We start from the raw sequence: 24,074 nt of genomic DNA on the forward strand, positions 1-24,074 counted from the left end.
TTTTACCGAAGCACTCAATAATTGAATAAGACGCTTATTCAACATTTAGTTCAACAGAATAATGAGCAGAACCTTGTTCCCAAGTAGCATATACCTCATACACAATAGTACCTTGTTCATCTGTTGTAAAAGTATTGTCCTCTACTTCTACTTCTCTTAACACCTCGTTATTGTCCCAAATCCTTACCCTTATTTCATTAGGAATTCTTCCAAAATCTAAGACAACTTCCGACCCTAATTTTGTTTTTATAGGATTCGATTGATGTTTCACTATTTCTGTTGGCCCAAAAGAATCTGCCTCAATACCTGTGAAGGAGCCATCTCCATTATCATAAGTCCAACTATAAGTTCCTAATACGGCATCAACCTCATTACCGTTAGAAATAACTATAAGGTCGGGTGGTTGTTTAAAGGTGGTTTCACCATTTTCACCATTTTGTTGCCCACAAGCACTTAGAATAACGGCTAGTAATAAGATAAATAATTTGTTTTTCATCAATATCACTCCTTTCACGGTAGAAGTAACGTAATAAAATTGGGATTGTAATTCTCCGGATGTGATAACACCCCAATTCCTATTCGAATACGATACAGGAGATGAAGAGTAAGGAGAGAAGTAGATTGCAAATTCATGTCGTTCGACAGGGAAATACTTTGTGGACAATCGCCAATGGATACGGCGTTACAACGAATCAGATTGTAGTAGCGAACCAATTGGAAAACCCGAATGCATTAGTAGTTGGTCAAGCTCTCGTCATTCCGACCGTTTCCCGATCAACCGCTCCAAAGCCGGTCATTGATGTGAACGCCTATACAATTAATACTGGAGAAACAGGTGCGAGGGAAATTCAAGAAGTCGGCCGGTACTTAACGTATTGGATGCCGTTTGTGTATAGCGTGAAAGAAGATGGTAGTTTAACGACTCTCGATGACACGGAAATGCTTAAATCCGCTGCAGCTGAACGAATCGTACCCGTGTTGGCGATAACAAACTTTAGTGCGACAGAAGCCGGATCGGACCTTGCCAATACGATTCTTTCAAGTAAAGAACTTCAGGAAAAGGTCATTACGAATGTACTCGCCGTTATGAAAGAAAAAGGGTATAAAGGGTTAAATATCGATTTCGAAAATGTGTATCCCCGTGACCGAGAGAATTACAATCAATTTTTGCAACTTGCGGTCGACCGGTTGCATCCACAAGGATATTTCGTATCATCCGCACTTGCACCTAAAACGAGTAGTGATCAAAAAGGATTGCTCGTTGAAGCGCATGACTACGAAGCGCACGGTCGAATCGTCGATTTTGTTGTGTTGATGACATACGAATGGGGATATCGAAAAGGACCTGCTCAAGCGATTTCACCTCTCGATGAGATAAAAAAGGTTCTCGATTATGCTGTTACGGTCATCCCGAGAGACAAGATTTTTTTCGGCTTTCAAATTTATGCACGTGACTGGGTTCTGCCTTTTGTTCAAGGATCGGAAGCTGAAACATTTAGCCAACAGGAAGCGGTCCGACGGGCGATTCAACATCAAGTAGCCATTCAATATGACCCAGTCGCCCAATCTCCATTTTTCCGTTACGTCGATGACCAAGGGCGCACCCATGAAGTTTGGTTCGAAGATGCCCGTAGCGCACAAGCAAAGTTTGACGTCGTAAAAGAGTATAATCTTCGAGGCATCAGTTACTGGGTACTCGGCTATCCATACCCGCAAAATTGGCTATTGCTCGAAGACAATTTCACGATACGGAAAAGAGTGTAAATCGAAAAGTCCACGTAACACCTAATGCTCGTGGTCATCTAACTGCTCTTTCATAATGTTTAGCAAGGTGAAGCTATCGACAGTGGAACCTTGCTGACACCCTTCCAATGTATAGATGAGTAATTGTTGCCCCTCCTCCTTCACCAGCTCAGTACAGGACATGTTCTCTTTAGTAGGGTTGTCTCCCCGCTCCTTATTTTTTGTCCGGTCGATTTCCAAACCGAATACAGATCCATCGAACGTTACATTGTACAATGTTGGATTTCCTTCGAGCGTGTAATTAGTAATCCGAACAGATGCTGCATCTTCTAATTCAACACTTTCTAAAAATCGTTCAAACCGGTCAAAATTAAAAATGGGGCCATTCATATTGATAACATCGCCATTTTTCACTGCTTTTTCACTATCATACGAACAAGCGGCTACTAAGCATAATCCAAGTAACAAAAGGAATTTCAACTTTTTTGGCATGTGATCCCTCCAATAAGTGCTTCGCCTTCACTATATGCGTCAACTAAGCTCCTTATGGCGACATGCAATTTTTTTACTGAAGTCAAGGATAAAAGCGATGATGCAAAAGCCCACGTAGGAATTATCTTCTCCTCGTGGGCTTCTCCAATCAAAACTGTTGTAATCTCAGGGCGATGAGCACACATTCCCCTGTTCCCTTTGTTTTTCCACGTGTCGGATTCGTCCAAGTGGATTTTTTGTTGACAAACTTGCCGCATAATCAGCGGCACCTAACAGTTTTGTAAGGTCGACCCCTGTTGAAATGTTCATTCTCTCGAATAAATAAACGAGATCCTCTGTTGCCAAATTGCCCGCAGCGCCTGGCGCAAATGGACAGCCGCCAATACCGCTTGCGGACGTTTCAAAAATCCGCACACCTGCTTTGTAAGCAACATATGCATTCGTTAATCCGAGGCCGCGCGTGTCATGTAAATGGATGGCGACTGGAGTGTCACCAGCAATGGCGAGCACTTTAGTCATCAAACGTTCAACATGATCTGGCGTTGCAATACCAATCGTATCGGCAATTCCAATTCGATCGACGCCGGCTTCTTTAACGCGCCGGACGATTTGTAGCACGTTCTCTTCGTCGACCTCTCCTTCGTACGGGCAACCGAAACAGACAGCAATTGTAAAACTTGTCTTCACGCCGTCTTTTTTCGCTTCCGCTAACACGTTTAGGAACTGGGACATGTTTTCTTCAATTGTCATTCCGATGTTCTTTTCGTTAAACGTTTCAGTCGCAGCGCTGACCCAATTCACTTCTGCCAACCGATGCTCCCTTGCTCGTTCATACCCTTTCAGATTAGGTATTAATGCAATCGCTTCAAGATCCTCTTTGTCAGAAAGGGCTTGAAGCAGTTCGTTTGCATCCGCCATTTGAGGCACTTTCAACGGATGGACGAAAGATGTCACTTCAACTTTGTGGACCCCGGCAGCAAGTAGTTTATTAACAAGTTGCAACTTCTGCTCCACAGTTACTAACTTCGGTTCATTTTGCAAACCGTCGCGGGGGCTGACATCTATAATTGTTACACCTTCCATTTAAACAACCCCTTTCCCTTTTAGTACGTTCATCTCTTCATCTGATAGACTTTTTATAGTTCATCCATACTTCGTAGCTATAGACAGTATACTATTATCTGAATAAATTAGCATATTTAATTTATCTCAAAATATATTCAAAAGTTGTAAAACAAAAACACCTACCCATTATGATAATGAGTAGGTGTTGAAAACGTATGCTGCTTGTCAACGACTAGCCTGCAACTGACTTTCTGCAATCTCTTTTAATTCGTTTAATGCTATAGTGACCTGTTGAATGAACGTTTTTGCATTTTCTCCATTTCCCATTTTACTCGATACATTAATCGAAATATGATCCTCGACAACGGAATACCCAATTCCATACCCATCGGCAACGACAGGTCCGAAAATCCACGACTTCACATTCGGGATCGTCATGCCGCTCGTCGATAGAAAATCATGACGAAGCGTTACATATCCTGCATCCGTAAATAGTTCAGGCATCTCACGTATCCCGAGCCTCTCCCCATACATCTTAACCATTTGCTGAAGACCAACTAAATGACGTTCAACACCGTGACCGCGCTGACATTCTTTCAGTCTGCCAGAATGCGCATTACTCGCTTGCTTCATGAGCTCATAAAGCGCCTCATTGCTCTCGTCCCCTCTTTCAAGAGCGATGACCAAATTGGATTTTTCATTGCTTGCCGCCCTTGCGCATTCCGTCCTTCCTTCATTAAAGAAGCGCACCGCAACCGGCTCATACGTGCTTCGTATAGCGCCGAACGTTCGATATTGTGCAATTTGCAAGGCCATATGGAAAAATGCATCGGGGCTAATTCCAAGTCGTTTAATGTCCCGAGCTCCAATCTCCTTGAACTGCAACAAATTCAAGTCGTATTCAGCTTTTGCCTGTTCAAATTGCTCTTCTAGTCGTCGCAAAACATTTTTCATTTCTGAAGTAAGTTCCCAGTCCAACTTGGCCACGTTCGGTTCGCCGATTTCGTTCACCGCACCTGCCTCTTCACGCTGTAAACCTTCACTTACATGATTGACGATTGCTAATGAAGTCGTTCCATCGATTCCCGTATGTTCGAAGTTAAAGCCGACTTCCCCATTTTCGAAAACGATAATTTCAATCGTCTTATCATAATATCGGCTCAAACTGTTCGAAAACAGACTTTCTAGTGCATCCCCTTTAGTTGTTTCGTCAAGCGAGATGACGACAAGCGCATCTGCAATTACTTTAAGATTATCGGCATGGTTCGCCGATTTCGAAAGGTCCGTATAGATGTTAGCTGCCGTTTCCCTCTCCGCCGTCGTAAAGATGCCAACATTCTCTCCCCACTCGGGTGAAGATGTGAGAATTGATTCAACCGCATTCTCCAATTGCTCGTCCGAGTATTGATTTCCGTCAGCATCCGAGACGTCTAGTCGGTAAAAGTGATTCCGGTGCACAAGGACAATATAATTGTTCGCCTTCGTCCACTCGCCGACAACGTATTCATCCGTTCCCGGACGCGGTATCCGGATAGACTTGAACAAGTTTTTGTACTGGGACATGCATAGCGGAATCCCTTTCACCATTTCCGGAGCAACTTTTTCGTCAACAATTAAATGATAGAGCTCCGTTACGGAGTAGCCGATTTTCCCAACGAGTGACGAAACTGTGTAGCGATTTTTAACGTCATCTGTGTCTAGCAACATACTGAAATTCATTTCCAGAGGCAATGAACCCCTAAAAGCCAAATACATTTCATCCCAAAACGGCTTGAGCCAGCTCCCCGGTAATTGCTCGTCCCACTCCTTCAATTGTTCATGGAGCAATCGTGCCTCTCCAGTTTCACTGAAAAATTTTTCTGCGATTCTTGTTGTTTCCTCGAATTGCTCATCCGTTACGAGCGGTTCAATCCATTCGAGCAATTTCGTTTTCGTCTCTTCTAGAGTCGGTATTGGTAACGACGGTAATTGATGTTGAAACGTAAATGTATTGTTCATCCAAGCAAATCTCCTTCTATTTGAAATAGGCAACTCCATATTCGCGTGATATAATTACACCTAAAATTGATTTTCACTTAACAAATAACGTCATTAAAAGCGGAGGGATCCCTTTGAAAAGCAAATATGAATTTATTGAACATCATAAGAGTTTACCGATTAATGTATTCGTATTTGAAAAAGCGGACGAATACGCTTCGTGGCATAAAGAAATCGAACTTTTATTCGTCGCACAAGGCAATGCGGTCGTGTACGTAAAGAACGAGGCATACACGCTTCGTTCACAAGACGTACTCCTTGTAAACAGCCATACGTTGCACCGCATAGCAGATGTCGCCCAAGGGACCGTCATTCTTTCGTTAGTCATTGACCCTCATTTTTTCGAAGTGTATTACGAAGGTTTTTCTAAGCTTCACTTTGAATGCAACTCAAGCGTTGCCCATGTAATGGACAAATCCCATGTATTTATTCGAAAACAGCTCATTAAAATGATGCTGCGGTTTCTGACAACGACACCCCACTATCAATTTGAATTGCTGTCAGATGCATCCGAGCTCATTACTTATTTGCTAACGAACTTCAATCGAGGGGTTTCCAATACTAACGGCCTTTCCGACGAACATCTTCACCAACGTTTTGAGCGGATATTGGATTATTTGAATAAACATTACGATAAAAAAATTACACTAGCCGATTTAGCGAAGCAAGAATACATTAGCACGTATTATTTGTCTCGCCTCTTCTCGGAGCATCTTGGCATTGGATTCGTAAAATACATAAATACACTTAGACTGAATCGATCGATGTATGACCTCATTAACACGAATAAAAACTTGATGGAAATCGCGATTAGCCATGGATTTTCTTCCGCCAAGGCGTACCGTGATAGTTTTAAAGAAAAATATGAAATGACCCCAACAGAATACCGGAAACGGATCGGCACAAAGGAAGACGCTCCGTTAGACATTCTTGCTACACCGGTGAGCCATATTGAATTAATGCTGTTGCTCACTTCTTTGCAATATGAAGGAGAAAACATCGATCAGCATCCAGCTATTTATGAAATAAAAATATGCGATACGGTTCCGCAAGATAAACAATGGAACACACTCGAGAAAATTTTACACTTCACTTACGCAGTCGATGAGGTGAAAGTAAACTGGCAAGACAGTCTAAAAAAGATTCATGATGAAATCCAATTTGACTATATCCGTTTCAGCGGCATCTTCAATAAAGGGATGTACTTTTATGACGAAGACGAAGGGACGTATAACTGGTTCAACGTCGATTCAATTTTGGACTTTTTCGTTTCAATAAACATTAAGCCCTTCATTAAATTAAAGTACAACGAACAGGATTTTACGATTCCCGAGTGGCATCAAATGCTTGGGCATTTTATTAGACATTGCATAAAACGGTATGGATACGCGAGCGTCCGGGAATGGAAATTCGAGTTTTCCCATTCGGACAGAAGTTACAGCAAGATGATTGAACTGTATACAAAAAGCATTGATCATTTTTCAGCGGAATTCCAGAAGCTTCAATTTGGTATCGAATTCTATCCAGCCGATAATTTCCATGAACAGCATTTTTTGAAACACTTTTTCAATAAGCCGCTCAGTTTCATCTCCGTTGTTTTAACCGAAGAAGTATACGAGAAACTTAAAGGTTTTGTGAAAGTATTGTTTAATACGATCCAAAGCAAAATGAGGGCAAAGATATATTTCATTAAAACCGAAAAAGCGAATTACTTATATGACACGTGTTATGCAGCGAATAAATTAATTCATAACACGCTCCATGAACACCACGGTGTTTCAGCGCCTGTCAGTTTTATAGACCAAGCAAAGTCGGCTGCATTGTTTCACGGCGAACCGAGCTTGTTAACGTATAGCGGGCTAAAGAAACCTGTCTATAATGCATTTGCTTTGCTTGATAAACTGAAAGGATATGTACTCTCCCAAGGGACGTATCATTACGCCGTAAAAAACCAAGATACGATCCGGATTTTGCTCTTTACAGAACTGAATCCAGAGGAAGTGCTTGAACGGGTCAAGTACTACAAAAAGCATAAAATACCAAAAGAAGTGAAGCGTTCAGTCGTCAATGTGAACGTACAGTTACCAAACGGAAATTACAAACTGAAATCCTATGAATTAAATCGGACCAATGGCTCCATCTTCGATGAATGGATTCGCATGGGACAGCCCATTACGTTCGACCATGAAGAATTGGAGTTTCTGAAATCTAAAGAATTCATGCGTCTAACGAGCTCCGTAGTGGAAGTGGAAGGCGAGCTCCAGTTACAGCATTTAATTGCTGAAAACGAGATTATCTTACTCGAAATCAAAAAACTTTAAGCTACCTTCCACAAGCCGCCTAGCTCACCTACATCGACGCCGGGCGGCCACATTCACTACATTCGCCTCTTCAATCAAAAGCGAGTTTAACGACCCAAATGATGAACACGAGGAAGGCGATTATGATGCCTGCCTGAAACAAGCTTTGAAACATCGTTTGTCCTTCCAGTAAGGACTGATCTAATGGAAATGTTGGTTTCATCGTTACACCTTTCCTTCCTTAACGTCTTTTCGCATTTGACGGATCATGCCAGCGACGGCGATAAACAGGAAGAGCATATAAGGGATCCCGATTACAACCGCCACAGCCCTCACTCCGCTCAATGTCCCCGTAAATACATTTGAAAAGGCGACCATCGTTGTAATAACAGACCAAATAAAAATTCTAAGCGGTGAAGGATTTTCAACGCCATCACTTGTCAAAATTCCTAATGAAATGACTGCACTTGTCGCCGAAGTTGCTAGGAAAACGACGATGAGAATGACGAATAGTGTCCCCAATACAGGGAACCATGGTAATGATTGAAGGACCATAATAAACGATAAATAAACGTCGTTCGGATTGTTCGCGACATAGTTCACGATGCTACCGTCACCAATGATCGCATCATACAGCCCGAATCCGCCAAATACGCTAAACCACACGACGAGGAACATTGTCGGCACGAGAATAGACGACAAAATAATTTGCCGGATCGTTCTTCCTTTTGAAATTCTAGCGATGAAAATACCAAGGAACGGCGTCCACGAAACCCACCATATGAATGTCGTATTCGACCAATCGAAAAACCAAGTCTTGTCCAAATACGAGAAACTTTCAAAGCTCCACGGAATAATATCGAAAACCGTAGATTTTAATGTCGACATGATCGTACCCATGAAGAAACCTGTATTCCCGACGATGAACACGAATACTAGCAAAGCAATTGCGACGTACACGTTAATGTCGCCAAGCACTTTCATCCCTTTTTGGACAGGCAATACTGCGGCCAATGTGTAGATGGCAAACATGACAAGTAAAATAACGATGGAGGATCCAACACCCGGAAGTTGGATGCCCGTAACCGCCTCGACACCATTTTTCACTTGGAATACACCAAGTCCGATCGACGCAGCCATCGTCAACGAAGCAGCTCCTGCCGCGACGACATTCGTCACATGTCCTACTGGTTTTGCCCATCGACGATCCGGAAAACCTTCAACGATTGGCGTTCCCGGTAAAAACTTCGCCCCTTTATGGTACGCGAAATACCCAATGACTAAGCCCGAAATTGTATAGATGCTCCACGCAGGAAGTCCCCAGATGAATAGAGTCGAAGAGAGTGCATTTTTTGCAGCCGTCACTTCATCATATCCACCGGCCAACCCCATTGGGGAATTCAAATAATGAGAAAGCGGTTCCGCCACCCCAAAATTGACGAGACCGACACCAATTCCCGCTGTAAACAACATCGACATCCATGAAAATGTAGAGAACTCTGGTTTGGCATCTTTTTCGCCAAGTTTAATATTTCCATACTTACTGAACGCAATGACGCCACAAACCGTAAGGATGATTAACGGCATTAACACAGTAAACCAATGAAAGTTCGTATGGTAGCTGTACACCCAGTCCCACAATGTCGTAGTCATTCCTTCTGGCTGAAGAACCGACCAAATCGAGAAGATACCTGTAAAGGCAACAGCAATCCAGAACAGATTTGAATACTTTTTCATAAAACAATTTCCCTCCTTCAAACAAAATACAATACGCATTGAATCTTAAAAGACTGAAGCTTTCAAAATTCTTTATAGTTTGAAGTAAGTATAACAATGTTATACATATGTAGAGAGGTCATACTTTTTATAAAGAGAGGAGTTTTTTTGTCGTTTTATAGGATTTATTGAAGGATTGGTGCAAAAAGCGAATGTTGATAGGTCGATTTTTGTCATCGTGTCATAACGCAAAAAACCCATCCTGACGAGCGTTTACTCGAGGATGGATTGTTCTTCACTATATGGATACTAATCTATTCACGGATTATGTTAATAAAATGCTTCAAAATCCTCGCCGTCATTCCCCAAATCGTGTAAGGTCCGTACTCGAAAAACCATTCTTCCACAGTACGTCCCCTCCATTGATAGTTCGTGCCGTTTTGAATTTTATCATAAGGAAAATCTGAATCGGGCGATAGATCTACCTGAACGGTATGCATATACGGCTCGTGGTCGAGCAAATATTGAAGCGGTACAGTAAACACTTCTTCAACCTCGTTTTTATTGTACGACTGAATGATTTCCTTATAATCTACGATTCCAACAAACGGATAGACGACAAATGACGGAGAAGCAATATACGGACTTAACGCCCCGATGACTTCTATAGTATGAGGGTTAACGCCTAGCTCTTCACGCGTTTCTCGTAAAGCCGCGAAAAGAGGCGATTCGTCTGTAGGGTCAATCCGACCGCCCGGAAAGCAAATATCACCAGGCTGTCTTCTCATTGTCGACGCGCGGACTTCGAACAATAAACACCATTCCTCTTCCACTTGAACGAGTGGAAGTAAAACGGCTGAACGAAAAGCAGTCTTCTCACCAATGAACAACTCTTTATTCGCAAGCAACTGTTCTCTCCATTTTTCCTGATCCATGAAATCATCCCCCATTCCGTAGCAAGAAAAGTTGTTGCTGTCTTCTCTCTATTATACACGGTGTAAGGTGGATTTCTTAATTTCCAAGTTTCATGAATGAATAGAATGGACGTTTTTTTGTCGTTGTTTATTGTAAATAAAAAGACGAGCCATCAATCATTTCAACGTGTTTTCTAGCTTTAATTTGTTTCATTAATGTAAATAAAGCTTTGTCCTTCTGTTTCGCCTCAATCATACAATCGATTTGTGGAACTGTCCCTTTAATTTCGTTTAGAAACTTGAAAAACATGTCCACATCGACAAAATCCGAATGGTGACGGAATTTATCCTCACTTTTCGGACTGGATATATGCATTTTAATTGGCAGAGGGGAGGTTTTCCATGTATCCACGACACGGTTCCAATGCTCTTCCCAATTGTCTTCTCGGTGATGGGCAAGATGATGATGATAGTCAAAAATAAGTGGAATCCCTAATTTCTCGCAAAGATAGAGCGTGTCCTCCAGAGTGAAAGACGTATCGTCGTTTTCAAGCATGATCATCTGTTGAATCGCTAACGGAACATCACTCCAATTTTCGACGAATCGCTCCAACGATTTTTCAGTGTCTTTGTAGTTGCCGCCGACATGGAGTACACAACGATGAGTCGGATTTATCTTCATTCCTTTTAATAATAAATAGTGCATTTTTAAGTTTTTCACCGAATTAATTAATACATCACGGTTCGGCGAATTGATAACGACAAAATGGTCGGGATGAAAATCGACGCGCATTTTATGCTCTTTTACGAACTTCCCTATTTCCGCTAACTTCCCTTTTAGTGGCTGCATATAATCCCAACCGGCAAGTTCTTCATGGTCGGCTAACGGAATGAGTCGAGAGGAAAAGCGATAAAAATGTATTTCATTAAAGTGATTATGTTTAAGAATTCGATGTGAGTTTTCCAAATTTGTAAGTGCAATTCGTTCTAATTTGCGGATTGCTGCTTCTCGATCTTCGGTTTTTTGGAACTGCGTTAACGTCATCGTTTTAGACGGCGATGCATTTTTCAGCTCCATACTCATCGCCACAAATCCTAGTCGTACAATTGTCATGTTCTACCTCTTCTCATGTAGTATTGAAAAGACATGATTAGTCTCTTCTTGAATTGGACAATTATACAGACAATAGAAATAGACGGTTCTAAATTAAATGTTACGGTGATGTGATTTGCACGTCACCCTTTCAATCAGATTTTGCTATGAGTAATGTTGATTTGCGCTACAGGCGGACGCTTTCCGCGGGGCGTGCGGTGAGCCTCCTCGTCCGCTTCGCTACCTGCGGGGTCTCACCTGTCACGCTCATCCCGCAGGAGTCGCCGCCTTTCGCTCCAATCAACGAATCTATCTTATACCGATATTGGAGTAAAATATTGATCTATTCTAAACAAAACCCAATTTCTTCAAATCAAATTTTCATTAAGATCTTTGCTTTTGCATCCCCGTGTTTTCACATTACCCCAACACATCCATCCTCCCACTCATACCGATCACCTGCCTCGCAACCTTACAGTAGATTGAAAACTCGGAACGTTTATATACTATGATTAGGAAAATGGAAAAGGGGATTATTCGATGACCATTATACTTAAAAAGGTGCCAGAATCAGAAAAGTCTACTTTGCGCAACTTCTATTCATTGTACCTTCACGAGCTTTCGAATTACACAACGAATCTAGATATTGGAGAAGACGGCGTCTTTCATTTTGAGGAGTTAGATCAATTCTGGGACGTAGATGGGTTATCGCCCTATTTTATAACGTTGGATGATAAAGTTATCGGTTTTATCTTGCTAGTAGAACGCCCATTTTTGAAAAAAGACAATGATTATGGAATTAACGACTTTTTTATTCTCAATAAGTACAAAGGTAAAGGTTTGGCTGTGCAGGCTGCAGAAGTGTTATTTCGAGAGAAACCGGGGCAATATTTTGTAATGCAAGTTGTTGAAAATAAGCGTGCAGTTGCATTTTGGAAAAAAGTTTATAATGAATTAAATATTGAAACTCATGATAGACAGGAACTAATTGATGATGAGCGATGTCTAATTCAAACGTTTAAAGTTTAAATGCAATTATCGTGACAATATCTTACCGCGGTACAATGAAAAAAGACCTTTTCACATCTAAGTGATGCGGAAAGGTCCTGTAATTTATTCAAACACTGTTCTTTTTACTTCTGATGAAACCATAGCGGCTCGTTGTCATCAACGTCACCGTTATAATTAATGAGAATTTCTTCGCCTGCTTTAATATCTGTAAACGCATAGAAATCAAACGTATGCTTTTCAAAACTAATTTCATACGTTGCATTCGGCTCATAAGAATGATTAAATAACATTCCATAACCTAGAAGGATTGCAGTATGATTGATGCCGTATTCAAAAGCGTAATCAGCGATTATCGTTTGCTCAATATGTGAATGTTGCTCGTTTGGATATGCAATGACGGGTGCTTCATGTACCATCGTACCTTTGGCAATATCACAAGTAGCGAATACACCTCTGTTGAATTCACCGTCACTAAGTGAAGATGTTTTTACTTCTATCATGCTGTTCACCTTCTCACTTGTAAAATATACTTTCTAACTATAACATGAATTCACCTATTGAGCTGTTTTATTTTCTACTAAACGAGTGGCAATGATTCTCTGTACCGGAAATATTCGATACAATTACACCGGCTCATCGACCCATTCCTCCGCTTTTATTTCCTTATTATCTACGCAGTTGTTCAAATGGAGCATCGCACGCCATAAGTGAAATGCCGTTCGATCGACCCAGTGTAGCACTTGCACTTTTTGAATGGCAATGTCGACATCCTTTTGGTTACGGACGGTTTTTTCGATAATCGTCTTCCGGTTTTGGCGGCGCAATTCGGCGATTTTCAAGGAGTTCTCCTCTACTTGCTTTAATCGGTTTGATTCGTCTTCATATGTTAAAAACTGACCAACTTCGCCTAGAATTACTTTCATTTCCTCATAAAGTTCGCGCGTGGCAGATGAATAGATGAAATGCTCTTCGCTATCTTCCTTGAACACTTTTGCTAATCGAGCCAAATGATCGATTGTATGGATGAGTTCCACTTGCAAGTCGTACTCCTTTTCACTCGTTCCATGTGCATAGTTGCTCATGAGCGACATGAATTTCCGTGTTTCATTCAAAGCGAGCTCGATTTCGTCCAACCGTGTCGTCATCGGTCCAGATAGTTTTTTCGTCGCGTACAGTTCTTCCCCTACGGCCGCAAGTGCACGTGTCACTTTTACTAATGTCCTGCGAATCGATTCGAGAGCTACCGCAGGAACGGACGCAACACTGTCATCTAAATATTTCGTTAAGACATCGCCTCGTTCCGGGACGAGACGCTCGATGAATGCAATAAAATACTTCAAAAATGGCAAGATGAGCAATATGCCTGCAACATAAAACAACGTTGAAAATAGTGCGAGCATAATCGTCAAATCACCGGAAAATAACCTGTTGCCGAGCCATGAAACGACGGCTGAAAAGAGCGGCAGCGTGGCAAAAACGAAGACGCCTGAAATGACGTTGTATAAAATATGAGCAAGTGCCGTCCGCTTCGCTTGCACTGTCCCCCCAATCGTCACTAAATACGCTTTGACTGTCGTTCCGATATTTTGACCGATAACGAGAAGTACTGCCTGATCGAATGTCAATGCACTAGCGGACAGTGCCGCCAACGTAATGACGAGCGCCGTACTCGAAGACTGCATAACGACCGTCATGACAAGCCCTAGTAAAATGAGCAATACTTGATGCCAAAACAAACCGTCCTCAAGCGAGCCAAATGAAAAGCTTTCTGCCAAGCCAGCCATTCCATCTTGCAACGTCCCAATGCCAAGAAATATTAACCCGAACCCGGCAATGACCATGCCGTATGAACCTTTACGGGTTGAAAAAAGAAATCGCCAAAGCGAACCGAGTCCGATAAGCGGCAACGCAAACGCCGTAACACTTACCTTTAGTCCGATAAATGATACAATCCAACCGATGCTCGAACTCCCCAAATTCGCCCCAAAAACAATCCCGATTGACTGAGTAAACGAAAGCACACCTGCACTAACGAAACCGATCGTCATTAACATCGTAGCGCTTGACGACTGAATGATCGCTGTCAGAACAGTCCCTGAACAAATCGAAGGAAAGAGTCCCCCTGTAAAGCGACTCAACACATTACGCATCGAGCCCCCCGCAACTTCTTTCAGTCCATCCGTCATTAACACCATGCCGAGCAAGAAAAGCCCAATTCCTCCCAACACAATCGCAAACGTCTCCATAACTCCACCCATTCATTTCCATTGATTCTTTCATTCTACCATACCGGTATCATACGCTTTTGCGGTGCCTGTGCATGACACATTTATGACAATTCATCAAAAATAATAAAAATACAATAGAGATTCAGTGAAAGGCCGTTACTGCTGAGTTTCCCTATTGCTTTTATACAATTGTATTGTATTGTCAGAATTGTTTTCGCGGCTGTGCACGGTACATTTATGACAATTCATTAACAGGAATAAAAATGCAATAGAGATTCAGTGAAAGGTTGTCATCACTGGGTTTCCCTATTGCATATATACAATTGTAGTGCATTATCTGAATTGTGTCTTGCACAGGCACCGTTCAATCCGGCACCGTTCAATCCCATTTCCATAAACCCCTTCCCAAAAATCCAGTTCTGATGATTTCGTATGCATAGAATAGGAAAGAAGATTCGTAACTACGACGGAGATGTGGAAGGAGGAGATGAAAACTTGAAAAGAAACTTAGGGAAATGGGAGCAACATGTAGTTTTACAGCAAGATCCATTCGTCGCAAAACATATGCCAGAAACGCATCTATACAGTGATAAAAATTTGGTTGATTTATTGAACCGCCATCCGTCTGTCTACGTGAAACACGATACGACAGGCCAAGGGAGAGCAATTTTCAACATTCGCAAAAGCACTGGTGGGAGCTACTACGTAGATGGATACACAATTCAAGGAACACAGATCAAAAAAAACGTATCCGTTACTGAAATTCAGCAGCTCCTTCATCCATATTTAAGACTTGGCAGAGAAAGCGGTCCCTATATAATTCAAGAAGCTATCCAAAGCTACACACAAAATGGACAGCCTTTTGCGATTCGGGTTCATGTTCAAAAGCTGAACAACGATTGGGTCATTGGCGGGATGTTAGGAAACATTGCATCCGGTCCGGTGACAAAAAACGGGATAGTGAATCGTTGCAGGGGCGCAACATTAATACCGATTTCCGATGTATTATCACAGACAACCATCGGAAAGAATCAAATCGATACATTGAAAAAGCTAGAAAAGATCGCCATCGCAGCAGCGAAGACAATCGATTCCACTTTCCCTTGCCGTGAATATGGAATCGACTTTGGGATTAATCAAGAAGGAAGACCTATTTTATTTGAAGTGAATACGACACCTGGCATTAGCGGATTCGCTCAAATTAACAAAGACATTTGGAAGCGAATTGTTGAAATACGAAAAATGCAAAATGAATCGGATGGAACCTATTATTGATATAGGCCAGGCACGTAAACAATTCGAATGTAATGAGTGCCAAATAATAGAAAAGCTGGACGTCTGCGAAACGTCCAGCTAATCATAGTCACACACCGCTATTCAATAAAAAGACCACATCTCGTCTTTCCGATCTTTCAATTCCTTAAGCACAAATGCTCGATACTCGACCAGTTCCGGAAACTGATAAAAGAAATTCACTTTTCTCTCTGGTACCGTTTGAGGATTGTCATTGTATGGCGTTAACATAAAGTGAGTGAAAGACTCCGCAATATCCTCAAAAGGATTAACCGTAGCATACGTTGTCACAAATGATTCCTTGTTTTTTTCATAAAAAGCAAGTCGTTCCTCTGAAGTCGTATTCCCATTATATAACCATTGCTCCTCATATTCCTTCCAAAAATCTTGATAAAAGAGATTCATATAACTGTCAGCGTTAGCGCATATCTTAAACGGTTTAAAAAATAATTGATCCGCTGGACATGTATCCGAAATAACAAAATCCTCTTCATTCAACGTCAGGAAATGGCCATATTCATGTATTAATATTGTCACCGTGTTAGACTGAAGCCAATGCGTTACTAAATTTGAAGGCATTCCCAATTTCCGCTCATTAATATTAACATGCGGGTATACGTTCTCTTGAAAATCAAGGATTTGCAAATCGATTTTTTCCCGATCATACAACGCAAGCACAAGTTCAGCTATTCCTTTGTAGACGGTTGCTTCTTCGCCTCTCGTCAAAACAAATTCATCTTCTATAATTTCATAGCGAGCGTTAATCATTTTTTCATCTTCTGTATCATTTACACCAAAAGAAAAAACTGATTTATCATCTTCCGCGTTCGTATTTAAATATGACATAGTGTTTGCATGCTTGAGGTTTCCTGAGAAATCGGAAAAATGTTCATTTCCGTATTCATCCCCTAAATCGCGACATTCACCTATCGTCTTGCATAACTCCGAATCAATCGGCTGCGACCAGTACTCATCGACTACTGCTTCATCTACTTGATCGACTTCGACCTCTTCAACAATGTCCGTCTCCACCAAGTCAGCAACCGCTTTCTCTTTCTCTTCCTCTTCACATCCCGCAAGTAAGATCGCAATTGCAGCGAATCCCCCTATTAAAACCCTTGTAACCATTCTCATTTCCATCCCTCCATACTTAACTATAGACTGGTTGTCCTGATCATTATGTTATACGAATCATCTTGTTGAAAGTTTCAAAAAATTATAAAGGCAATTACAAATTCCATTGTTATTTAGTACAATGAGTACATTATCAAATAAGGGGAATTATCATACAACATTCCTCTCAGATTCGAAGGAGTAGACGATGACATCTAAAATTCAGTTTTTATTATCAATGATCATCTTCGGCACAATTGGTGTGTTTGTAAGATACATAGATTTATCTTCAAGTGAAATCGCTTTAGTACGCGGCTTCATTGGCAGTCTATTTTTAACGACAGTCATGTTCATCATGAAGAAGAAATTTTCATGGGCTATCGTTAAAGTAAATGCTGTAGTCATCGTACTTTCAAGCATTGCATTAGGCGGGAATTGGATTTTCTTTTTCGAAGCAATTAAGCATACGACCCTAGCTAACGCAACATTAAGCTACTATTTTGCACCTGTAATTGTCTTAATTCTTTCCCCACTTATACTTAAGGAAAAATTATCAGCAAAGAAAATCATCTGCATCGCCGTTGCCATGCTAGGTATGCTGCTCATTGTTGGAAATGGTCGTATCAGTACATCTGGGGTGGATAATCTAATTGGGATTGGGTTTGGATTACTGGCAGCTGTCTTCTATGCTTCATTAATGCTATTGAATAAATTCATTAAGAACATGGATGGGTTAGAAACGACAGTACTCCAACTCGGAACAGCGACTATTCTTCTAGTGCCGTATGTTTTCTTTACGGAGGGGTTCGGAATTTTGGACGTATCAAGTGCTTCCATTCCATTTATATTAATCTTGGGGATCGGACACACCGGGATTGGATTCTTGTTATTTTTCTCAGGTATGCAGAAATTAAAAGGGCAAAGCATCGCTGCATTAAGCTATGCAGATCCAATCACTTCTTTAGTAATTTCGATTATTATTTTGCAAGAACAAACGACATTCGTTCAACTACTTGGTGGGGCACTGCTTTTAGGGTCAACATTTGTTAGTGAAAATAAATTTAAAAACCTCAAAAAAAGGTAAAAGCGCTGATCTGAATGCCAGAACAGCGCTACCATTTTACTCTGGTAAGTTCAACTGCCACGATACGCCGAACCGGTCGACGAGCCAGCCGAATTTCTTGCTGAATCCATAGTTATTAATAGGCATGAGGGCTGCCCCATTTTCCAGCAGTTCCTCATAAATGCTGTCGATTTCCTCTTCCGTATCACATGTAAGATAGATCGAAAAAGACGGGGTAAAATCGAACTCATGGTCAATATGGCTGTCGATACACATGAACTCCTGCCCCTTCAACGTGAAGACAGCTTGTATAACCGTACCTTCTTTACCAGGTCCTTCAGCTCCGTATCGAGAAATAAATTTAATCTCTGAATCCTCGATGAGTGATGTGTAGAAATTCATAGCTTCTTCTGCAGTACCGCCTTGAAACATTAAAAATGGTGTTACGCTTTTCATCGTTATCTTCTTCCTTTCGCATAGACTTTTCTCCCTTCGCAGGGAGCCATACAGATAAAAACAATCCATCCTTTTAGAGTGTACCACTCAAGGATGGATTATTAATATTCCTGTTCATTTTTTCAAAGAATGTTTCTTTCCGTTCACGTCAATGATTTCCACTGTTGCATCCGTCAACGTCATGTCCTTTGCCTGTATACTGGACAATTTCTTCGTTTTTCCATCCAGTAAGCTGTATGAAAACACACCGTTTTTATTGAAATAAAACATCGTGCTCGGATCGAATTTGACGGACTTGTTATTTTGTGTCACGTTTGTTGAAAATCTCGTGGATCCTTCTAGCCGTTCGAAAATGACGCGGGCATCGAACTCCATCACTTTTATCGGGTCTACTATGGAAGGATTTTTGTGATAAAGGATCAACGTCTGGTCCACATTAACGGAGTCGTCGAAAGTCGGATTATAATCGAACTGCCGCACCTTCTTCTCTACGGTGTAGTAATAATCAAACCCGTGAACGCTGAAATTCCGCATGCTTGCCGAATGGCTTGCATCCCACTCATTCAGGTCCCAATATTTGATATGATCGTTTCCGCCCTGTGTATTCGTCTGAAATACGCCATACCTATACGGCATATCGGTCCCTTGTGACACAGCAGCCCAATATGGAACGTAAATCATGCCGTTCTGGATGATAATCGGAAACCCTGTTTCCAAATGGACCTCAAACAATCCATCTTGAGTCGGGAAGTCCCCTTCCGTCAGCAGGATGGTTTCTTCTTTTGTTTTTTTATTAATCTTTACGAGCTTTTCGCCTTTAATCGTATACTGGAATCCATCCTCTTCAACGACAATCCCTTTCTGGCTGACGTACGAAATCGGGTCTGGCAATTTCATCTTATCGTCAATCGCGCGGGCTAGGAAAGATGAAAACTGGGCGCGCGTCACCGGATTTCCTGGTTTGAATGTTCCGTTTTGGTAACCCCCCGCAATCCGATTCAGCGCTGCACTATTAATATCCCCGAACGCCCAGTGAGCCGGCGAAACATCTCTAAACATCGGTTTCTGCTCCAATGGAAGGTCGAATGCCCGTCTTAGAATTGCTGCCATTTGGGCTCGCGTCGTCTGCTCCGCTGGCCGCATAAAACCGTTCTCCCCACGCATGATTCCTAGTTCATTAATGGTTGCAAGCGTCCGGTAATGCGTCGACTGTCTCGATACATCTTTGAACGTGACAGTCGGATTTTCCTGCACAGGAATATCTAGCGCCTTCAAAAGCATGGCAGAAGCTTGTGCACGAGTAATCGGCTCATTCGGTCGAAACGTTCCATCCGGATAGCCCCCGATAATTCCCTTTTTGTACAAGAACATAATGTCCCATGAAGCCCCATGCCCGCCCTGCATATCTTTGAACGGAATCGGATCGTTATAAGGCGGATATTCCGTCTCCGCCTTTGCTACAGGGAGTAATGAAAGCATAAGAACTATCGTTAGCAATGAAGTGAAGTACTTTTTCAATCTACTACACCCGCTTTCTAGGAATTGTGTGTGCGCCTGTGCGTGGCACATTTATGACTATTCATAAAAGGTAATAAAAATGCATTAGTTTTTAGACAAAGCCCCTGGTTACTGGGTTCCCTATTCTATCTATTCAATTGTAGTGTATAGTCAGAATTGTTTCTGCGGCTGTGCACGGTACATTTATGACAATTCACATAAAGTAATAAATATACATAAATCCCGAGCGAAATCCCATGGCTACCAGCTTCCCTATTTCACTTATGCAATTGTAGTGCATAGTCTGAATTGTGTCTTACACAGGCACCTTAAAAGACACCTTAAAAAAGGTCAGAAAATGCAGCTGGAAAACCTGGTCGGTGCGCCCTTTATATTAAGCGGTTGGTTGACGGCTTTTTCTGGACTGCTGCCGATCTAGTTTTCTTAAATACGGTTAGGGGTTCCCATACCCCCGCCTGCATTATTCTGCAATTACCCAGCGATTTGAGCCCGCATCTCGTTTCATCGTAAACTCTTGCTCTGCTACACCCGCTCGCCCATATTGGTAGCGTATTTCAATTTCATTCTCGGAAACAGGAATCGACTCACGATACGATGCCTCTAAAAACAGTTCACCTAACCGACTAGTTTGTGCAAACGTAGGCACTTCCGGCAAATTTCCGAAGCCCAACAGCTTGTCATACAAATACAAATCAAAGTACTGCTCCGGTGTATAGTCCCCCGTAAGCTGGTCAGACAAATAATCCATATATATCGATTGAGTACGCTCTTCGCTAGCTACCCCTACTACTTGCCCATAAATTTTATGCACAGGCGTAATTGTTGCTCCTTGCACCGTTTCACTTGCCGGGAAATGGTTCAATAAAAAATATTCCCGCGCATTTAACAACTGGTCGTACCCCCCTGCAATCGTGACTCCATGCTTTTCATAACGATCCATCAGGTCCGATTGCACCGATTTACCGTTGATCTTCAGCACGCCGTTTTTTAGCACGACACGATCCCCCGGAACGGCAATCACCTCGTAATAGACATTATTATACGTCGGTAAATGGCTTGTCGTATTTGTCATCGTCCGTACAATGTCGCCTGCCTCATACACAACTTCATCGAACAATCTTTCCTGGCGTTCAATGACCGTGTGAAAAGAATCCGTTTTCCCATTCAACGAAAACCTTTCCTTATCGACATAATGCAGACCGTCGACTTCATCAAAATACGGTAACGTCGCAAATTCCTCATAATCTACGTCTGACAGTTGCTTCGTCTTCTGCAATGCTGAGATTTTCGCCAAATCGTCGAGCGGATCATACGGGACGCCCGGACCTTCATCTGCTGAAAGATAATTCATCGGGTCGATTGTGAGAAATAAAGCCAATGCCACGACAGGAAGCGCAGCCGAAACAAATAGCACTTGCCATGAAAACTTTCGAGCCGGTTTATATAAACGTTCATGTACACGCTGCTTAATTCGCCTTTCCCGTTTCGATGTATCGCCCATCATTTGATCAAGCTTACGTTTGAAATCGTTCATTCGCTTTCCACCTCCTCTTCCTCAAAAAACTCCTTCAGCTGCTGCTTTGCCCTTCGCAGCCTAGTTTTCACGGTGTTTTCATTCAGCTGTAGATAGTCTGCTATTTCCGCTATCGATTGCTCGTCATAATAAAATAAAATTAACGGCTCGCGGTATTTTAACGGGAGCTGGAAAAGATTTTTCTCAAGCGAAGCAAGTCGCTCTTGCTCCAACACAACTTCGTCTGCGCCTTTTTCAGAAACAAAAATTGTATCGAACAGCACATCTTTTTTATGCTTCCACGAGCGCAAATAATCTTTTGCACGATTGGCAGTTATTTTTGTTAAATACGTCTTCAATGATGCCTCATTGCGAAACTGGTCACCCTTTTGAAAATACGTTACAAACACTTCTTGTACAATATCTTCAGCAGTCGACCAATTCTTCACATATAAATAAGCGATGCGCACTAAATAACGTGAATGCTCATCGATGACTTGATCAATACTACTCATTTACGAATTCTCACCCTCTTCTACGGCCACGTCATGTTTCCCTCCACATACGTAACAAATTGGTCAAACGACTTTTTCTCTGTTATCCCATATCTGCTTACTTCGTAATTGGAACTCTTCATATTCGCATACCCTTCGACCGTTGTAAAGCCGACCAGCAACCCTGCCTCTTTTGCCGCTACGATGAAATCTTCATTATAATGCCCATACGGATACGCGATTGAAATGGCTGACGGCACTTGCGCGATATTTTTCTGCAAATCCAACAAAATCTCTTCCTTTGTATGATCAAACACAACACCAAAACCCGTATCCTCATTCAATGAATGTAATTCATACGTATGTGCTTCAAATTGGAACACATCCGAAAGCTCTTCTATATCCGCAGCGGTAAAAAACTGCAGCGGCCCTTCCGCATGAAACAACTGCTCTCCCTCTACCCGATCGGTACGCGATGAAATAATATGCTGAATCGCAGTAAACCCATAACGCTTTAAAATCGGATACGCATATTCCTTCGTCGATAATAACCCGTCGTCGAATGTAATGAGCACCGCTTTGCTTGGAACAACGAGTCGTCCTTCCAAATAATCATACAGCTCATGCGCCGTCACCGTCTCAAACTGACGGTCCGCCAAGTATTCCATCTGCTCCTCAAACAATTCCAATGAAATCGTACTATTCATCGTCTTCATCCACTCGCGCGGCAAAATATGATGGTAAACAAGCACCGGCAGCCCTTCATCCAACGCAACGGATTGCTTATGAATATACCCCGGCCGCTCCCCTATTATGAGGATATACCAATCTTCTTCCTCCCGTACAACCGGATAGCGATAACCTTCCTCCAACTCCAGTATAACGGAGCTCTCTAAATCTGCACCTTCGTAAACCGCGGTTTTTTGCAATGAATGAACAGCAGCCAACCGATCCGTTTGAACAACTGTCGACAGCTTCTTTCTCTCAACCGTCCCCTGCCCCTTACGGACATAGACAGGCATATTTCCGAGGCGAAGTTCATAATACACCTCATCCTCACCCGTAATCGCAACAGGCTGATTCGCCACAAGCTCGCCAATCCGCGTGAACGCCGCCCCCTTCATGTATATCGGCTGACGCTCCTCCAATGTCAACACCCGCTCCACTACCCGCTTTGTGACAAACCGATCCGTGCCTTGCGCAAACACCCTTCCTTGCGTTTCAATCAAAACCCATATCGCACCAACACTTATAATGAATACAATGAAGTACACTACGAAGTGCACGTTGCTAGTAATCTTCCTCATACATATACCTCCACTATCATGTAAGCAACGTACAGACGGAGATTTACAATAAAAGTTTCAAAGTTTATTAAAAAAGTTTTTAGTGAAACATTTATCATCTGTCATCCGTATAAATAGCTAACGAAAATTACGAATATATGAGGTGAGAGGATGACGAATAGAAATTCTCGCTGGAAGACAGGACTAGCCATACTCCTCATTACAATCTGTCTTGTTAATGCAGGCTGTTCGAAGTCTGAAGCGCAAGATCAAATAAAGGAATCCATCAAAACTGTAGTCGAACTACAAATGAATGCACCCGATGAAAGAGCCATCCTTAAAGATGAACCAACTAGTTCGCACGAGGAAGAAGGATTTTTTGATGCATACAATAAGTATTTGGAGGAAGAATACGCACCTTATTTTACAGTAGACGCATTTGAGCGATACATTTTGACGAGCGAACTCGTCACATTCCAATGGGCGGCCAACAGATACGACTATCAATTGAAGGTAAACGAAGTCAGCGTCGAACAAAACGAAGTGACACCAACGAATTATAACTTCACAGTAAATCTTGATTATGTAAATAAAGACGGCGAGACAACCACTATCGAACTAACAGGCGTTGCCATTATGCGAGACGACAAAATCGCAAAAATTTCATACCTCGGCGACAAGCAGTTAATAAGAAGCTTACTTGACGGTGGCTTGAAATAAATAAAAAACGAGGAGCCTA

At 42.0% G+C, this 24,074-nt stretch carries 22 protein-coding genes; 6 read left to right on the forward strand and 16 right to left on the reverse strand.

Going from position 1 to position 24,074, the window contains the following annotated elements; all coding sequences use genetic code 11:
• Window positions 1-34: 34 nt before the first annotated feature.
• Window positions 35-496 (reverse strand): hypothetical protein, encoded by a 462-nt coding sequence (locus tag QM454_RS02815; protein ID WP_432361305.1) that lies wholly within the window; start codon window positions 494-496, stop codon window positions 35-37.
• A 125-nt stretch (window positions 497-621) separates the two neighbouring features.
• Here QM454_RS02815 and QM454_RS02820 point away from each other — a divergent pair, with 125 nt between their 5' ends.
• A complete protein-coding gene (locus tag QM454_RS02820; RefSeq protein WP_432361308.1) occupies window positions 622-1,764 on the forward strand; it encodes a glycosyl hydrolase family 18 protein in 1,143 nt (380 codons plus the stop codon).
• A 21-nt stretch (window positions 1,765-1,785) separates the two neighbouring features.
• Here QM454_RS02820 and QM454_RS02825 read toward each other — a convergent pair whose 3' ends face one another.
• The 3 genes from QM454_RS02825 to QM454_RS02835 form a co-directional block, all read right to left on the reverse strand.
• Window positions 1,786-2,235, reverse strand: a complete 450-nt coding sequence (locus tag QM454_RS02825; RefSeq protein WP_432361311.1) for a DUF4362 domain-containing protein — start codon at window positions 2,233-2,235, stop codon at window positions 1,786-1,788.
• Window positions 2,236-2,400: 165 nt separating this feature from the next.
• Complete coding sequence (locus QM454_RS02830; protein ID WP_432361313.1) at window positions 2,401-3,318, reverse strand: hydroxymethylglutaryl-CoA lyase; 918 nt, start codon at window positions 3,316-3,318, stop codon at window positions 2,401-2,403.
• A gap of 207 nt (window positions 3,319-3,525) precedes the next feature.
• Window positions 3,526-5,298 (reverse strand): choline/carnitine O-acyltransferase, encoded by a 1,773-nt coding sequence (locus QM454_RS02835; protein WP_432361316.1) that lies wholly within the window; start codon window positions 5,296-5,298, stop codon window positions 3,526-3,528.
• A 113-nt stretch (window positions 5,299-5,411) separates the two neighbouring features.
• Here QM454_RS02835 and QM454_RS02840 point away from each other — a divergent pair, with 113 nt between their 5' ends.
• Window positions 5,412-7,658: a GH39 family glycosyl hydrolase gene (locus QM454_RS02840; RefSeq protein WP_432361319.1), complete on the forward strand. Its 2,247-nt coding sequence runs from the start codon at window positions 5,412-5,414 to the stop codon at window positions 7,656-7,658.
• 70 nt (window positions 7,659-7,728) lie between these two features.
• Here the strand turns inward: QM454_RS02840 and QM454_RS02845 are convergent, their stop codons facing one another.
• The 4 genes from QM454_RS02845 to uvsE form a co-directional block, all read right to left on the reverse strand.
• Window positions 7,729-7,860 (reverse strand): hypothetical protein, encoded by a 132-nt coding sequence (locus tag QM454_RS02845; protein WP_432361321.1) that lies wholly within the window; start codon window positions 7,858-7,860, stop codon window positions 7,729-7,731.
• 2 nt (window positions 7,861-7,862) lie between these two features.
• A complete protein-coding gene (locus QM454_RS02850) occupies window positions 7,863-9,374 on the reverse strand; it encodes a BCCT family transporter (protein ID WP_432361323.1) in 1,512 nt (503 codons plus the stop codon).
• A 293-nt stretch (window positions 9,375-9,667) separates the two neighbouring features.
• Window positions 9,668-10,288: an NUDIX hydrolase gene (locus QM454_RS02855; protein ID WP_432361326.1), complete on the reverse strand. Its 621-nt coding sequence runs from the start codon at window positions 10,286-10,288 to the stop codon at window positions 9,668-9,670.
• A 127-nt stretch (window positions 10,289-10,415) separates the two neighbouring features.
• Window positions 10,416-11,381, reverse strand: coding sequence for a UV DNA damage repair endonuclease UvsE (gene uvsE, locus QM454_RS02860; RefSeq protein WP_432361329.1), 966 nt, complete (start codon window positions 11,379-11,381; stop codon window positions 10,416-10,418).
• 519 nt (window positions 11,382-11,900) lie between these two features.
• On the opposite strand from uvsE, the gene QM454_RS02865 reads away from it, so the two are divergent.
• Window positions 11,901-12,389, forward strand: a complete 489-nt coding sequence (locus tag QM454_RS02865) for a GNAT family N-acetyltransferase (protein WP_432361332.1) — start codon at window positions 11,901-11,903, stop codon at window positions 12,387-12,389.
• Between the two features lie 104 nt (window positions 12,390-12,493).
• Here QM454_RS02865 and QM454_RS02870 read toward each other — a convergent pair whose 3' ends face one another.
• Complete coding sequence (locus QM454_RS02870; RefSeq protein WP_432361334.1) at window positions 12,494-12,871, reverse strand: SET domain-containing protein; 378 nt, start codon at window positions 12,869-12,871, stop codon at window positions 12,494-12,496.
• A 123-nt stretch (window positions 12,872-12,994) separates the two neighbouring features.
• On the reverse strand, window positions 12,995-14,617 hold the full coding sequence (locus QM454_RS02875; protein ID WP_432361337.1) for a Na/Pi cotransporter family protein: 1,623 nt from the start codon (window positions 14,615-14,617) through the stop codon (window positions 12,995-12,997).
• A 477-nt stretch (window positions 14,618-15,094) separates the two neighbouring features.
• Here QM454_RS02875 and QM454_RS02880 point away from each other — a divergent pair, with 477 nt between their 5' ends.
• Window positions 15,095-15,874, forward strand: coding sequence for a YheC/YheD family protein (locus QM454_RS02880; protein WP_432361339.1), 780 nt, complete (start codon window positions 15,095-15,097; stop codon window positions 15,872-15,874).
• A 102-nt stretch (window positions 15,875-15,976) separates the two neighbouring features.
• Here QM454_RS02880 and QM454_RS02885 read toward each other — a convergent pair whose 3' ends face one another.
• The gene (locus tag QM454_RS02885; RefSeq protein WP_432361342.1) at window positions 15,977-17,026 is read right to left on the reverse strand and encodes a hypothetical protein; all 1,050 of its coding nucleotides are present in this window, start codon (window positions 17,024-17,026) and stop codon (window positions 15,977-15,979) included.
• A 187-nt stretch (window positions 17,027-17,213) separates the two neighbouring features.
• Here QM454_RS02885 and QM454_RS02890 point away from each other — a divergent pair, with 187 nt between their 5' ends.
• Complete coding sequence (locus QM454_RS02890) at window positions 17,214-18,089, forward strand: DMT family transporter (protein WP_432361345.1); 876 nt, start codon at window positions 17,214-17,216, stop codon at window positions 18,087-18,089.
• Window positions 18,090-18,125: 36 nt separating this feature from the next.
• Here the strand turns inward: QM454_RS02890 and QM454_RS02895 are convergent, their stop codons facing one another.
• The 5 genes from QM454_RS02895 to QM454_RS02915 form a co-directional block, all read right to left on the reverse strand.
• Window positions 18,126-18,524 (reverse strand): VOC family protein, encoded by a 399-nt coding sequence (locus QM454_RS02895; protein WP_432361347.1) that lies wholly within the window; start codon window positions 18,522-18,524, stop codon window positions 18,126-18,128.
• 114 nt (window positions 18,525-18,638) lie between these two features.
• Complete coding sequence (locus QM454_RS02900; protein WP_432361349.1) at window positions 18,639-20,042, reverse strand: S-layer homology domain-containing protein; 1,404 nt, start codon at window positions 20,040-20,042, stop codon at window positions 18,639-18,641.
• A gap of 460 nt (window positions 20,043-20,502) precedes the next feature.
• The gene (locus QM454_RS02905; RefSeq protein WP_432361351.1) at window positions 20,503-21,576 is read right to left on the reverse strand and encodes a S26 family signal peptidase; all 1,074 of its coding nucleotides are present in this window, start codon (window positions 21,574-21,576) and stop codon (window positions 20,503-20,505) included.
• Window positions 21,573-22,070: a sigma-70 family RNA polymerase sigma factor gene (locus QM454_RS02910; RefSeq protein WP_432361354.1), complete on the reverse strand. Its 498-nt coding sequence runs from the start codon at window positions 22,068-22,070 to the stop codon at window positions 21,573-21,575. The genes QM454_RS02905 and QM454_RS02910 overlap by 4 nt, the downstream gene beginning before the upstream one ends.
• Window positions 22,071-22,090: 20 nt before the next feature.
• A complete protein-coding gene (locus QM454_RS02915) occupies window positions 22,091-23,356 on the reverse strand; it encodes a polysaccharide deacetylase family protein (RefSeq protein ID WP_432361357.1) in 1,266 nt (421 codons plus the stop codon).
• Window positions 23,357-23,506: 150 nt separating this feature from the next.
• On the opposite strand from QM454_RS02915, the gene QM454_RS02920 reads away from it, so the two are divergent.
• On the forward strand, window positions 23,507-24,055 hold the full coding sequence (locus QM454_RS02920; RefSeq protein WP_432361359.1) for a hypothetical protein: 549 nt from the start codon (window positions 23,507-23,509) through the stop codon (window positions 24,053-24,055).
• Window positions 24,056-24,074: the final 19 nt, after the last annotated feature.

This window comes from Sporosarcina sp. UB5 (assembly GCF_050859005.1).
GTDB lineage: Bacteria > Bacillota > Bacilli > Bacillales_A > Planococcaceae > Sporosarcina.

What these genes read in the sequence shown, in the direction of transcription:
- QM454_RS02895 (WP_432361347.1), bottom strand. Translation starts at nt 18,524, where the DNA reads ATGAAAAGCGTAACACCATTTTTAATGTTTCAAGGCGGTACTGCAGAA.
- QM454_RS02890 (WP_432361345.1), top strand. Translation starts at nt 17,214, where the DNA reads ATGACATCTAAAATTCAGTTTTTATTATCAATGATCATCTTCGGCACA.
- QM454_RS02830 (WP_432361313.1), bottom strand. Translation starts at nt 3,318, where the DNA reads ATGGAAGGTGTAACAATTATAGATGTCAGCCCCCGCGACGGTTTGCAA.
- QM454_RS02875 (WP_432361337.1), bottom strand. Translation starts at nt 14,617, where the DNA reads ATGGAGACGTTTGCGATTGTGTTGGGAGGAATTGGGCTTTTCTTGCTC.
- QM454_RS02905 (WP_432361351.1), bottom strand. Translation starts at nt 21,576, where the DNA reads ATGAACGATTTCAAACGTAAGCTTGATCAAATGATGGGCGATACATCG.
- QM454_RS02815 (WP_432361305.1), bottom strand. Translation starts at nt 496, where the DNA reads ATGAAAAACAAATTATTTATCTTATTACTAGCCGTTATTCTAAGTGCT.
- QM454_RS02885 (WP_432361342.1), bottom strand. Translation starts at nt 17,026, where the DNA reads ATGAGAATGGTTACAAGGGTTTTAATAGGGGGATTCGCTGCAATTGCG.
- QM454_RS02850 (WP_432361323.1), bottom strand. Translation starts at nt 9,374, where the DNA reads ATGAAAAAGTATTCAAATCTGTTCTGGATTGCTGTTGCCTTTACAGGT.
- QM454_RS02870 (WP_432361334.1), bottom strand. Translation starts at nt 12,871, where the DNA reads ATGATAGAAGTAAAAACATCTTCACTTAGTGACGGTGAATTCAACAGA.
- QM454_RS02835 (WP_432361316.1), bottom strand. Translation starts at nt 5,298, where the DNA reads ATGAACAATACATTTACGTTTCAACATCAATTACCGTCGTTACCAATA.
- QM454_RS02865 (WP_432361332.1), top strand. Translation starts at nt 11,901, where the DNA reads ATGACCATTATACTTAAAAAGGTGCCAGAATCAGAAAAGTCTACTTTG.
- QM454_RS02910 (WP_432361354.1), bottom strand. Translation starts at nt 22,070, where the DNA reads ATGAGTAGTATTGATCAAGTCATCGATGAGCATTCACGTTATTTAGTG.
- uvsE (WP_432361329.1), bottom strand. Translation starts at nt 11,381, where the DNA reads ATGACAATTGTACGACTAGGATTTGTGGCGATGAGTATGGAGCTGAAA.
- QM454_RS02825 (WP_432361311.1), bottom strand. Translation starts at nt 2,235, where the DNA reads ATGCCAAAAAAGTTGAAATTCCTTTTGTTACTTGGATTATGCTTAGTA.
- QM454_RS02920 (WP_432361359.1), top strand. Translation starts at nt 23,507, where the DNA reads ATGACGAATAGAAATTCTCGCTGGAAGACAGGACTAGCCATACTCCTC.
- QM454_RS02855 (WP_432361326.1), bottom strand. Translation starts at nt 10,288, where the DNA reads ATGGATCAGGAAAAATGGAGAGAACAGTTGCTTGCGAATAAAGAGTTG.
- QM454_RS02845 (WP_432361321.1), bottom strand. Translation starts at nt 7,860, where the DNA reads ATGAAACCAACATTTCCATTAGATCAGTCCTTACTGGAAGGACAAACG.
- QM454_RS02915 (WP_432361357.1), bottom strand. Translation starts at nt 23,356, where the DNA reads ATGAGGAAGATTACTAGCAACGTGCACTTCGTAGTGTACTTCATTGTA.